Below are 12144 nucleotides of genomic sequence, written 5' to 3'. Positions count from 1 at the left end.
GTCTACAGATCGAGTACCAGCAGGTCGCTTCGCGCTCGCGAGCAGCAGGGCATGAACTGGTCGCCGGCGGCTTTTTCGTCGTCGGTCAGGTACGCATCGCGATGATCGGGCTCGCCTTGCAGCACGCGCGTCACGCACGTGCCGCAGACGCCTTGCTCGCACGACGTCAGCACGTCGACGCCGTTCGCGGCCAGCGCCGCGATGACCGTGCATTCGGCCGGCACGTCGATCACCTGGCCGCTGCTCGCGATCCGCACCTGGAACGCGCGGTCCGAGCCCGACGACGCCACCGCGCCGCCGAAGAACTCATAGTGCAGCCGGTCGTCGGCCCAGCCGCGCTCGCGCGCGGCGTTCAGCACCGCATCCATGAAGCCGCGCGGGCCGCACACGTACAGGTGCGTGCCTTCGGGCGCGGCGGCGAGCACGGCGGCGACGTCGAAGCGTTGCTCGGGCGCGCCGTCGTCGACGTGGAGGCGGGTGCGATCGCGGAACCCGGCCGCGTCGATGCGTTCGACGAAGGCCATGCGGTCGGTCGAGCGCGCGCAGTAGTGCATGTCGAACGCGGCGCCCGACGAGAACAACCGTTCCGCCATGCAGAGAATCGGCGTGACGCCGATCCCGCCCGCGAGCAACAGGTGATGCGGCGCGTCGGGGGCGAGTGCGAACTGATTGCGCGGCACGCCGATCTGCACGGTATCGCCTTGCCGGATCTCGTCGTGAATGGCGCGCGACCCGCCGCGACCGTCGGGATCGCGCAGCACCGCGATCTGATAGCGATCGCCGTGTTCCGGGTGATTGCACAGCGAGTATTGGCGCACGAGGCCGCCCGGCAAATGCACGTCGATATGCGCGCCGGCGTCGAAGCGCGGCAGCGGCGAACCGTCGTCGCTGACGAATTCGAAGCCGCAGATGTCGCGCGCTTCCTGCCACTTGCGGGCCACGCGGACCGTCAGCGTCGCGGCGCTCATGATGCCTCCGAGATCGGCGTGACCGGGATCACGGGCCGCTGCGGGCTCGACGCATTTTCGTCGGCGAGCAGCCGCTCGATCACCTTGCGCGACAGCACGCCGCCGGCGTCGATGTTGAGCTTGAGCAGCTTGCGGTCCGGCCATTTGTCGAGGTTCAGCTGCTGGCGCTCGAGCATCTCGAGATCCTCGGCGAAGATCTTGCCCTGGCCTTCGCGGATCTCGGCGGTCAGTGCGTGATCGTCGGGCCGGAAGTTGCGCGCCATCCCCCAGAAGTACCAGATCGACGTGTCCGTCTCGGGCGTGATGAAATCGACGACGATCGACGACGCCTTCAGGTCGGCCGGTGCGTCGTAGCCGCCGTGGCCCGCATGCGCGACACCGACCTCGATCATCACGTGGCTCGGCGGCGAGAAGCGACAGATCTGCCAGCGGTCGACCGGCACGTCGTCGGCCAGTCCGTTGCCGCGCAGCGCCATCCGCCAGAACGGCGGCGGCATCACGTTTTCCATGAAGCGGCTCGTGACGACTTCGTCGCCGTGGCTGGTGGTCTTCGGCGCCGCTTCGTCGATTTCCTTCTGGCCGATGCTCGATGCGTGCACGTAGGTCTCGTGCGTGAGATCCATCAGGTTGTCGATCATCAGCCGGTAGTCGCACCGGATGTGATACAGGCCGCCGCCATGGGCCCACGCCGGATCCTCGGCCCACGCCAGCGCGGGCAGCTTGGCGGGATCAGCAGCCGACGCGTCGCCCGGCCAGACCCAGATGAATCCGTACCGCTCGACCGCCGGGAAGCTGCGGATCGGCGGAAACCCGCCGACACGCTGGCCCGGCATGCCGGCCGTCTTGCCGTTGCAGCCCATTTCCAGCCCGTGATAGCCGCACACGAGCACGCCGTCGCGCACGAATCCCAGCGACAGCGGTGCGCCGCGGTGCGGGCAGAAATCCTCGAGCGCGGCGACCTGGCCGTCCGCCGCGCGGTAAAACACCATCGATTCGTTGCAGATCTTGCGGCCGAGCGGCTTGCCGTCGATTTCATCGGGCGTGCATGCCACGTACCAAGCATTCTTGAGAAACACGTTCGTCGTCTCCATCAGGTCGATGCCGCCGGTACGCGGCATCTCTTCATTCCGTGTACTGAATGAGATTCAGTGTACTCATTGAGATTGGCTGGGGCAAGGCGGGCGGTATACTGGTTTTCCCGGGAAATGGCGCGAGGCAGCGCCATGCCGTCGGCGCGTGCAACCGGCACGCGCCGCTTATGTCATCGACTCATTCATGGAAAAAACCAATCCCGCCGACCTGCCGGTTTTCCCGCTCGATCTGTACGACGAACCCGGGCATCTGATCCGGCGCGCGCACCAGATCGCGGTTGCGATGTTCTACGAGAAGCTGGGCCGGGACGTGACGCCGGTGCAGTACGCGGTGCTGCGGATGCTCTACGAGTGCCCGGGGCTCGATCAGGTGACGCTCGCGCAGCGGGTCGCGCTCGACACGTCGACGACCGCGGATCTCGCGGTCCGGCTCGAGGCGAAAGGATTGATCGTGCGCGAAGTGCTGCCGCGGCGTCAGCGCCGCCTGCTGCTGACGCCGGCGGGCGTCGAACTGCTCACTCACCTGATTCCGTCGGTGAAGGAGCTGCGTGCCGGCCTGTTCGACGGCATGGGAGAGGACGATTCGCAGGAACTGATGCGCCTGTTGCGCAAGTTCGTCCATTTGAACAACGAGCAGAGCCGCGCGCCGCTGCGCGTCGGCGACGAGTCATAGCCGCTTCGAATCCTGCGCCGGCGGCAAAGCGGCGCCGAGGGCGGGCGTGCTGCCCGCCGCCGCGCGTCACCGGCGCGTGCTTTCGCCTTCCAGCCGCCGCACGGCTTCGGCTACGTCGTTCCTGAAGCGCACGAGCGCCGCCTGTTCCGGCGCCGGCGGCTGCACGGCGGCCCACAGCATGTCGACGAGCTGCGTGGCCGTCGTTTCCGTATCGAGCTTGCGGTGCCCGAGGATCGCGTCCCACAGCACGTGCTCGATCGGCCCGAACACCATCGAGCGCAGCAGGCTCAGCGGCAGGTCGGTGCGCACCTGGCCGGCCGCCTGCCCGCGCGCGAGCACGTCCATCAGCGGCGCCGTGTAGCGGCGCTGCAGCGCGGTGAGCTCGTCGCTCAGCGCATGCTGCTTCGCGCGACCTTCCGACAGCACCAGCGCGCACAGGCCCGTGCCGTTCACCAGCATCAGCCGCAGGTGGGTGCGCACGATGAACGCGAACTGCTGCTGCACCGACGCGTCCTGCGGCATCCCTTCCTCGAACGCCGCGATGTTTTCGTCGTACCAATCCGCGATCACGCGCGCGCACAGCTCGCGCTTGCCGCGGAAGTAGCTGAACACCGTCGCCTCCGATACCCCCACGCGCTGCGCGATCTCGGCGGCCGTCGCATGCTCGTAACCTTTTTCGGCGAACACTTCCCGGCCGGCGCGCAGAATGTCCTGCACGCGTTGCTGGGATTTGCGCCCGGCGGGCGCGCGCGACGTGTCGGCGCGGTCGGCTTTGACGGTGGCGGTCATGGTGTCGGCGGGTTCGGCTGTCATTCCCGCATGATATCTGAGTGCCACTCAAAAAACTATTGACGCCGAACCGGGCGACGCGCGAAACTGTGCGAAATTTACGCCGTATTGGTCAATGAATCGATGCATTCATTCGATTTGAGCGAAACTCAGAAATCGGTGAGTGCCACCCACTTTCTGGAGACGGAGGAGACATGATCAACCTGCCCGGTGTGCAATTCATGCTCGGTGAAGACATCGAGATGCTGCGCGACGCCGTCGCGACGTTCGCGGCGAAGGAAATCACGCCGCGCGCGGCGGAGGTCGACCGCACCGACCAGTTTCCGATGGATCTGTGGAAGAAGTTCGGCGATCTCGGCGTACTCGGCATGACGGTGGCCGAGGAGTACGGCGGCGCGAACATGGGCTACACCGCGCACATGGTCGCGATGGAGGAGATCTCGCGCGCGTCGGCGTCGATCGGCCTGTCGTACGGCGCGCACTCGAACCTGTGCGTGAACCAGATCCACCGCAACGGCACCGACGCGCAGAAGCGCAAATACCTGCCGAAGCTCGTATCGGGCGAACACATCGGCGCGCTCGCGATGAGCGAGCCGAACGCCGGCTCCGACGTCGTCAGCATGAAGCTGCGCGCCGACAAGCGCGGCGACCGCTACGTGCTGAACGGCACGAAGATGTGGATCACCAACGGCCCCGATTGCGACACGCTGGTGGTCTACGCGAAGACCGACGTCGAAGCGAATGCGCGCGGCATCACCGCGTTCATCGTCGAGAAGGGCATGAAGGGCTTCTCGGTCGCGCAGAAGCTCGACAAGCTCGGCATGCGCGGTTCGCACACGGGCGAGCTGGTGTTCCAGGACGTCGAGGTGCCGGAGGAGAACATCCTCGGCCAGCTCAACGGCGGCGTGAAGGTGCTGATGAGCGGGCTCGACTACGAGCGCGCGGTGCTGTCGGGGGGCCCGACGGGCATCATGGCCGCGTGCCTCGACGCGGTGGTGCCGTATATCCACGACCGCAAGCAGTTCGGCCAGGCGATCGGCGAATTCCAGCTGATCCAGGGCAAGGTCGCCGACATGTACACCACGTTCCAGGCATGCCGGGCGTACCTGTACGCGGTCGGCCGCCATCTCGATTCGGCGGGCAGCGACCACCTCCGCCAGGTGCGCAAGGATTGCGCGGGCGTGATCCTCTACACGGCCGAGAAGGCGACGTGGATGGCCGGCGAGGCGATCCAGATCCTCGGCGGCAACGGCTACATCAACGAATACCCGGTCGGGCGCCTGTGGCGCGATGCGAAGCTGTACGAGATCGGCGCCGGCACGAGCGAGATCCGCCGGATGCTGATCGGCCGCGAGCTGTTCGCGGAAACGATGTAACGCCCCACGTCACGCGAACGGAGCCTCGTCGATGCCGATCATCGAATCGAAACTGAACCCGCGCTCGGAAGACTTCCGCGCGAATGCCGCCGCGCTCGAGGCGGTCGTCGCCGACCTGCGCGCGAAGATCGAACAGCTCGCGCAGGGCGGCGGCCAGGCCGCGCGCGACAAGCACCTGGCGCGCGGCAAGCTGCTGCCGCGCGAGCGCATCGCGCAACTGCTCGATCCGGGCGCGCCGTTCCTCGAGTTCTCGCAGCTCGCCGCGAACGGCATGTACAACGACGACGCGCCGGGCGCGGGCATCATCACCGGGATCGGCCGCATTGCCGGCCGCGAATGCGTGATCGTGTGCAACGACGCGACGGTCAAGGGCGGCACCTACTACCCGGTCACCGTGAAGAAGCACGTGCGCGCGCAGGAAATCGCCGCGGAAAACCGGCTGCCGTGCGTGTACCTCGTCGATTCGGGCGGCGCGAACCTGCCGAACCAGGACGACGTGTTTCCCGATCGCGACCACTTCGGCCGCATCTTCTTCAACCAGGCGACGATGTCGGCGGCGGGAATCGCGCAGATCGCCGTCGTGATGGGTTCGTGCACGGCGGGCGGCGCATACGTGCCGGCGATGAGCGACGAGTCGATCATCGTGAAGGAGCAGGGCACGATTTTCCTCGGCGGGCCGCCGCTCGTGAAGGCCGCGACCGGCGAGGAAGTGAGCGCCGAGGATCTCGGCGGCGGCGACGTCCACACACGCCTGTCGGGCGTGGCCGACCATCTCGCGCAGAACGACGCGCATGCGCTGTCGATCGCGCGCAGCATCGTCGGGCATCTCGCGCCGAAGATCGCGTCGCCGGTGGCGCTGCGCGAGCCGAAACCGCCGCGCTACGACGCGAAGAGCGTGTACGGCGTGATTCCGGTCGATACGCGCAAGCCGTTCGACGTGCGCGAGGTGATCGCGCGCATCGTCGACGATTCCGAGTTCGACGAATTCAAGGCGCGCTTCGGCACGACGCTCGTCACGGGCTTCGCGCACATCTGGGGCCACCCGGTCGGGATCGTCGCGAACAACGGCATCCTGTTCTCGGAATCGGCGGTGAAGGGCGCGCATTTCATCGAGCTGTGCTGCCAGCGCAAGATTCCGCTCGTGTTCCTGCAGAACATCACGGGCTTCATGGTCGGGCGCAAGTACGAGAACGAAGGCATCGCGCGGCACGGCGCGAAGATGGTGACGGCCGTGTCGAACGCGAAGGTGCCGAAGTTCACGGTGATCATCGGCGGCTCGTTCGGCGCCGGCAACTACGGGATGTGCGGCCGCGCATTCGGCCCGCGCTTCCTGTGGATGTGGCCGAACGCGCGCATTTCGGTGATGGGCGGCGAGCAGGCCGCGTCGGTGCTGGCCACCGTGCGCCGCGACGGCATCGAGGCGAAGGGCGGCTCGTGGTCGGCGGAGGAAGAGGACGCGTTCAAGCAGCCGATCCGCGACCAGTACGAGCGCCAGGGCCATCCGTACTACGCGAGCGCGCGGCTGTGGGACGACGGCGTGATCGACCCGGCGCAGACGCGCGACGTGCTCGGGCTCGGCCTCGCCGCGTCGATGAACGCGCCGATCGACGAGACGCGCTTCGGCGTGTTCCGCATGTAACGGCCGGGAGGGCTGAACGATGCGATACGAAACGATCAAGGTAAGCGAAGCCGGCCGCGTGGCGACCGTCACGCTCGCGCGTCCCGACGTGCGCAACGCGTTCAACGAGACGACGATCGCCGAGCTGACCACCGCGTTCGAGTGGCTCGACGCGCACGAAGGGGTGCGCGCGATCGTGCTCGCCGCGGAAGGCGCGGCGTTTTGCGCGGGCGCGGACCTGAACTGGATGAAGAAGATGGCCGGTTACTCGGACGACGAGAACCGTGCCGATGCGCGCAAGCTCGCGCGGATGCTCGAGGCGATCCATCGCTGCGGCAAGCCGGTGATCGCACGCGTACATGGCGACGCATATGCGGGCGGCGTCGGTCTCGTCGCGGCGGCCGACATCGCGATCGCCGCCGACGGCGTGAAATTCTGCCTGTCGGAAGCGCGGCTCGGGTTGATCCCCGCCACGATCGCGCCGTACGTGGTGCGCGCGATGGGCGAGCGCGCGGCGCGCCGCTACTTCACGACGGCCGAGGTGTTCGACAGCGCGCGTGCGGCGTCGCTCGGCTTCATTCACGACGCGGTGCCGGCCGACGCGCTCGACGACGCGGTCGCGAAGCTGGCCGCGACGCTCGTCGCGAACGGCCCCGATGCTGTGAAGGCGTGCAAGCGGCTCGTCGCCGACGTGGCCGGCCGCCCGCTCGACGCCGCGCTGATCGAGCAGACCGCCGACTGGATCGCGCGCACCCGCGCCGGCGCGGAAGCGCGCGAAGGGATTGCCTCCTTCCTCGAAAAGCGCACGCCGTCGTGGCGTGAATGATCGCGCCGCGCGCGTGATTCCCTCTTTCCGGACGACATCGAAGCCATGTTCGACAAGATTCTGATCGCCAACCGCGGCGAAATCGCATGCCGCGTCGCCGCGACGTGCAAACGTCTCGGGATCGCGAGCGTCGCCGTCTATTCCGACGCGGACGCGAACGCGAAACACGTGGCCGCGTGCGACGAAGCCGTGCACATCGGCGGTTCGGCCGCGGCAGACAGCTATCTGCGCATCGAGCGCATCATCGAAGCCGCGCGCGCGACCGGCGCACAGGCGATCCACCCCGGCTACGGCTTTCTGTCGGAGAACGAAGATTTCGCGCAAGCGTGCGACGCGGCCGGCATCGTGTTCATCGGGCCGCCGGTCGACGCGATCGCGGCGATGGGCTCGAAGGCCGCCGCGAAGGCGCTGATGCACGCGGCGGCGGTGCCGCTCGTGCCCGGCTATCACGGCGACGATCAGGATGCGGCCCGCCTGCATCGCGAAGCCGACGAGATCGGCTACCCGGTGCTGCTGAAGGCGAGCGCGGGCGGCGGCGGCAAGGGGATGCGCGTGGTCGAGCGCTCGGAGGACTTCCCGGCGGCGCTCGCGTCGTGCCAGCGCGAAGCGGCGAGCAGCTTCGGCAACGATCGCGTGCTGATCGAGAAATACCTGACGCGCCCGCGCCACGTCGAGGTGCAGGTGTTCGGCGACACGCACGGCAATACCGTGTACCTGTTCGATCGCGATTGCTCGGTGCAGCGACGCCACCAGAAGGTGCTCGAGGAAGCGCCGGCGCCGGGCCTGCATGAAGACGTGCGCGAGGCGATGGGCCAGGCGGCCGTCGCGGCCGCGCGTGCGGTCGGCTATGTCGGCGCGGGTACCGTCGAATTCATCATGACGGGCGAAGCGTTCTACTTCATGGAAATGAACACGCGCCTGCAGGTCGAGCATCCGGTCACCGAAATGGTCACGGGGCTCGACCTCGTCGAATGGCAACTGCGCGTCGCGTCGGGCGAGCCGCTGCCGCTGAAACAGGAAGAACTGCGCGTGCAGGGCCATGCGCTCGAGGCGCGCCTCTATGCGGAGAACCCGGCGCGCGGCTTCCTGCCGTCGACGGGCACGCTGAAGCACCTGCGGTTGCCGGCCGGTGTCGAGTTCGACATCGGCGCGCCGGTGCGCGTCGACAGCGGCGTGCGCGAAGGCGACGCGATCACGCCGTTCTACGACCCGATGATCGCGAAGCTGATCGTCCACGGCGCGGATCGTGCGGAAGCGCTGGGCTTGATGCTGCGCGCACTGCGCGCGTGCGAGGTGGTCGGCCTGCATACGAACGCCGCGTTCCTGCAGCGGATCGTCGCGTGCGAACCGTTTGCGACGGCCGATCTCGATACGGGCCTGATCGAGCGCAACCACGACGCGCTGTTCGCGCCGCAACAGCCGCCGCGTGCCGCGCTGGCGCTGGCGTGCGCCGCGTTGCTCGCGCGCGAACGCGGTGTGGATACGGAGCGGGCGTCACCGTGGCGCGCATTGCCGGACTGGCGGCTGAACGGCGGCTATCGCCGTACGCTCGAATGGCATGCGGTCGAGCGCGAAGCGGACGTGACGGTCACGTACGAGGACGACGGCGCCGGTGCGCGCATTGCGATCCAGGGTGACGCCGCGCAACCGTTCGCATGGACGCGCGGCGCCACGCCGCTCGATTTCGACGTGACGCTCGGCGGCCTGCGCAGCAGCGGCCGCGTGTATGCGGACGGCGACAACTTCCACGTGTTCACGCAGGGCGCGGCCGACACGTTCGAATGGCGCAATCTGATCGCGCATGCGGGCGACGCGGAGCAGGGCGGCGGGCGTCTGACCGCACCGATGCCCGGCAAGGTGATCGCGGTGCTGGTCGAACCCGGCCAGAAAGTCGAAGCCGGCACGCCGCTGATCGTGATGGAAGCGATGAAGATGGAGCACACGATCGGCGCGCCGAGCGCGGGCGTCGTCGTGGAAGTGCTGTACGGCGTCGGCGACCAGGTCGCGGAGGGTGCGCAGTTGCTGATGATGGAGCAAGGCTGAGCGTCGCCTGCTTCGCTGCATGCGGGCTGGCTGCTGCGGCCGCCGGCCCGTAAAATGACGCTTCGCGGTTCGTTGCATGGCCTGTATTGCGACGGACCGGCTTCGGTCGCTTCGAAAAAAACGAAGCAATGCGAATCTTTCGATTGCATTACGCGCCTTGCGCTTTCTCTTTCTTCCGCCACTGCGCGAGCCGCGTCTGCGTGCACGCGGCTCGCGTCGTGGCGCGACACCATCGTGTAATACGTCGTTATTAGCATCTCGCCGTCGACATGACCGGCGCGCACCCGCGCCCGTGTCATGTCGTCACATCCACGGAGAGACGTTATGCGAAAGTCGGCCCTACGGCCTTTCGCGGTCGTCGGTCTGATCGCGCTGACCGCCGTCCTCGGCGCGTGCAACGACGACCTGACCGCACCCGCCGCGCCCGTCGCGCAGCAGAAGGCCGCGTGCGGTGGCGGTGTCGTCGCCACCGCGCAGATGCGCTGCCCGCCCGGTTTCACCGCGCCTGCGTCGTCGCCCGCTTCCTGATCCCGGTCGTTTCCACCAGAAATCCAATCAAGAGCTACCCGCATGGCCACCCATTCGCGACGCGATTTTCTGAAGTTCTCCGCCGGCCTCGCCGGCGCGACCGCCGCCACCGCGCTGCTGCCCGAATCGATCCGCAAGGCGCTGGCGATCGAGCCGAACACCGTGACGGGCACGATCCAGGATGTCCAGCACATCGTCGTGTTCATGCAGGAAAACCGCTCGTTCGACCACTATCTCGGTCACCTGAGCGGCGTGCGCGGCTACAACGACCGCTTCCCGGTCACGCTGCCGAACGGCAAGCCGGTGTGGTTCCAGCCGCGGCAGGAAGACAAGACGAGCGTGATCGCGCCGTTCCGCTACGACACGACCAACCCGGGTGTCAACGCGCAATGTATCGGCGGTCTGCCGCATACGTGGGCGACGACGCACGGCGCGATCGACAACGGCCGCGCGGACCAGTGGGCGGTGCAGAAGTCGAACATGACGATGGGCTACCACGTCCGCGACGACATCCCGTTCCACTACGCGCTCGCGGATGCGTTCACGGTGTGCGACCACTACTTCTGCTCGATTCCGGGCAACACGCACCCGAACCGCATGTACCTGATGACGGGCATGGTCGACCCGCTGGGCACGGGCGGCGGCCCGCTGCTCGACAACACCGACTACATCGACAATCAGTTCGACAAGATCCAGTTGCCGCCCTTCAGCTGGACGACGTATCCGGAGCGTCTCGAGAAAGCGGGCATCTCGTGGCAGATCTACCAGCAGGGCACCGGATTCGACAACTTCACCGGCAACTACGGCACGAACATGCTCGCGTGCTTCGAGAACTTCGTGAATGCGCCGGCCGGCTCGTCGCTGCAGACGCGCGGGATGAGCACGCGCCCGATCACGCAGCTGAAGGCCGACGTGCAGGCGAACGCGCTGCCGCAGGTGTCGTGGCTGCTGCCGCCCGCCGCGTATTCGGAGCACCCGAAGTTCACGCCGCTGTACGGCGCGTACTACCTGTCGACGATTCTCGATGCGCTGACGTCGAATCCGGACGTCTGGAGCAAGACCGTCCTGCTCGTCATGTACGACGAGAACGACGGCTTCTTCGATCACGTCGTGCCGCCGTCGGCGCCGACGCTGCCGGGCTCCGGCATGAGCACCGTGGACGTGTCGCTCGAACGGCACAACGTCGTGACTTCGACGCAGACGGGCACGTACACGGCCGACAACCTGCCGTACGGCCTCGGCCCGCGCGTGCCGATGTTCGTGGTGTCGCCGTGGTCGAAGGGCGGTTTCGTCTGCTCGCAGGTCTTCGATCACACGTCGGTGCTGCAATTCATCGAGAAGCGCTTCGGCGTGATGGAAACGAACATCTCGCCGTGGCGCCGTGCGATCTGCGGCGACCTGACGTCGGCGCTCGACTTCTCGAAATCGGATACGACGCTGCCGACCCTGCCGAACACGCAGGCGTATGTCGCGCAGGCGGACCTGCAATGCTCGCGCGCGTCGTCGCAGACGGCGCCGGCCAGCACCGCGCAGCAGGTCGTGACGGCGCAGGAGCCCGGCACGCGGCCGGCGCGCGCGCTGCCGTACGAACTGCACGTCACCGGCCAGTTGCAGGCGCAGGGTTATGCGCTGACGTTCGCAAACACCGGTGCGCAGGGCGCGCATTTCTGGGTCTATACCGGCGACGCGACCGCGATGCCGCGCCGCTATACGGTCGAAGCGGGCAAGCAGTTGACCGATACGTGGGCGCTCGACGCGAACGGCAACTACCTCGTGAGCGTGTGGGGGCCGAACGGCTATTTCCGGCGTTTCGCGGGGTCGGCCGTCGCGGATGCCGGCGCGAAGCCTGAAATCACGCCGTGCTACGACACCGCCAACGGCGACGTGTACGTGACGATCGCCAACGCGGGTACCGGCACGCTCACGGTCACGGCGACCGATGTCGCGTACGGCGGGGCCCCGCGCACGCTGACGGTGCCGGCGGGACAGCGCATCGAAGCGCACTGGGATCTGTCGTGCAGCAGCCACTGGTACGACCTGCAGTTCGCGGTGGCGGGGAACGCAGGCTGGACACGCCGCATCGCGGGGCACGTGGAAACCGGCAAGCCCAGCGTCACCGACCCGGCGGCCGTCGCGCCGACGATTGCGGCGATCTGACGGTCGTTTGTGTGCGGGGCGCCGGCGGGTTCGCCGGCAAACGATCGGGCCCGCGCGTGGTGCTTCGATCGTGAC

Annotated in this window: 10 protein-coding genes; 7 read left to right on the top strand and 3 right to left on the bottom strand. The window is 67.6% G+C overall.

Going from position 1 to position 12144, the window contains the following annotated elements; translation table 11 throughout:
* Positions 1-2 precede the first annotated feature (2 nt).
* Both WJ16_RS30745 and WJ16_RS30740 read right to left on the bottom strand, forming a co-directional pair.
* Entirely contained in the window at positions 3-968 is a 966-nt protein-coding gene (locus WJ16_RS30745) for a PDR/VanB family oxidoreductase (RefSeq protein WP_069260726.1), read from the bottom strand.
* Positions 965-2044: an aromatic ring-hydroxylating dioxygenase subunit alpha gene (locus WJ16_RS30740; RefSeq protein ID WP_069261238.1), complete on the bottom strand. Its 1080-nt coding sequence runs from the start codon at positions 2042-2044 to the stop codon at positions 965-967. The genes WJ16_RS30745 and WJ16_RS30740 overlap by 4 nt, the downstream gene beginning before the upstream one ends.
* Before the next feature lie 199 nt (positions 2045-2243).
* Between WJ16_RS30740 and WJ16_RS30735 the strand changes: the two genes are divergently transcribed.
* A complete protein-coding gene (locus WJ16_RS30735) occupies positions 2244-2732 on the top strand; it encodes a MarR family winged helix-turn-helix transcriptional regulator (RefSeq protein ID WP_039339640.1) in 489 nt (162 codons plus the stop codon).
* A 66-nt stretch (positions 2733-2798) separates the two neighbouring features.
* On the opposite strand, the gene WJ16_RS30730 is transcribed toward WJ16_RS30735, so the two are convergent.
* On the bottom strand, positions 2799-3545 hold the full coding sequence (locus tag WJ16_RS30730) for a TetR/AcrR family transcriptional regulator (protein ID WP_069260725.1): 747 nt from the start codon (positions 3543-3545) through the stop codon (positions 2799-2801).
* 170 nt (positions 3546-3715) lie between these two features.
* Between WJ16_RS30730 and WJ16_RS30725 the strand changes: the two genes are divergently transcribed.
* The 6 genes from WJ16_RS30725 to WJ16_RS30700 all read left to right on the top strand — a co-directional run bounded on the left by WJ16_RS30725 (position 3716) and on the right by WJ16_RS30700 (position 12069).
* Positions 3716-4897, top strand: a complete 1182-nt coding sequence (locus tag WJ16_RS30725; RefSeq protein WP_069260724.1) for an isovaleryl-CoA dehydrogenase — start codon at positions 3716-3718, stop codon at positions 4895-4897.
* 31 nt (positions 4898-4928) lie between these two features.
* Positions 4929-6536 carry a carboxyl transferase domain-containing protein gene (locus tag WJ16_RS30720; protein ID WP_069260723.1) on the top strand — a complete coding sequence of 536 codons (1608 nt, stop codon included), beginning with the start codon at positions 4929-4931 and terminating at the stop codon, positions 6534-6536.
* A gap of 19 nt (positions 6537-6555) precedes the next feature.
* Positions 6556-7341 (top strand): enoyl-CoA hydratase/isomerase family protein, encoded by a 786-nt coding sequence (locus WJ16_RS30715; protein ID WP_069260722.1) that lies wholly within the window; start codon positions 6556-6558, stop codon positions 7339-7341.
* 45 nt (positions 7342-7386) lie between these two features.
* Positions 7387-9384, top strand: a complete 1998-nt coding sequence (locus tag WJ16_RS30710) for an acetyl-CoA carboxylase biotin carboxylase subunit (RefSeq protein ID WP_069260721.1) — start codon at positions 7387-7389, stop codon at positions 9382-9384.
* Positions 9385-9708: 324 nt separating this feature from the next.
* Complete coding sequence (locus WJ16_RS30705; RefSeq protein ID WP_069260720.1) at positions 9709-9912, top strand: hypothetical protein; 204 nt, start codon at positions 9709-9711, stop codon at positions 9910-9912.
* Between the two features lie 42 nt (positions 9913-9954).
* Entirely contained in the window at positions 9955-12069 is a 2115-nt protein-coding gene (locus WJ16_RS30700) for a phosphocholine-specific phospholipase C (RefSeq protein ID WP_069260719.1), read from the top strand.
* The last annotated feature ends 75 nt before the right edge of the window (positions 12070-12144 follow it).

Origin of the sequence: Burkholderia metallica, assembly GCF_001718555.1 — a bacterium.
Lineage (GTDB): Bacteria > Pseudomonadota > Gammaproteobacteria > Burkholderiales > Burkholderiaceae > Burkholderia > Burkholderia metallica.
This window is presented reverse-complemented; position numbering and strand designations above follow the sequence as displayed.

Coding starts and splice junctions, on each gene's coding strand:
- WJ16_RS30745 (WP_069260726.1), bottom strand. CDS start 968: ATGAGCGCCGCGACGCTGACGGTCCGCGTGGCCCGCAAGTGGCAGGAA.
- WJ16_RS30735 (WP_039339640.1), top strand. CDS start 2,244: ATGGAAAAAACCAATCCCGCCGACCTGCCGGTTTTCCCGCTCGATCTG.
- WJ16_RS30730 (WP_069260725.1), bottom strand. CDS start 3,545: ATGACAGCCGAACCCGCCGACACCATGACCGCCACCGTCAAAGCCGAC.
- WJ16_RS30725 (WP_069260724.1), top strand. CDS start 3,716: ATGATCAACCTGCCCGGTGTGCAATTCATGCTCGGTGAAGACATCGAG.
- WJ16_RS30720 (WP_069260723.1), top strand. CDS start 4,929: ATGCCGATCATCGAATCGAAACTGAACCCGCGCTCGGAAGACTTCCGC.
- WJ16_RS30715 (WP_069260722.1), top strand. CDS start 6,556: ATGCGATACGAAACGATCAAGGTAAGCGAAGCCGGCCGCGTGGCGACC.
- WJ16_RS30710 (WP_069260721.1), top strand. CDS start 7,387: ATGTTCGACAAGATTCTGATCGCCAACCGCGGCGAAATCGCATGCCGC.
- WJ16_RS30705 (WP_069260720.1), top strand. CDS start 9,709: ATGCGAAAGTCGGCCCTACGGCCTTTCGCGGTCGTCGGTCTGATCGCG.
- WJ16_RS30700 (WP_069260719.1), top strand. CDS start 9,955: ATGGCCACCCATTCGCGACGCGATTTTCTGAAGTTCTCCGCCGGCCTC.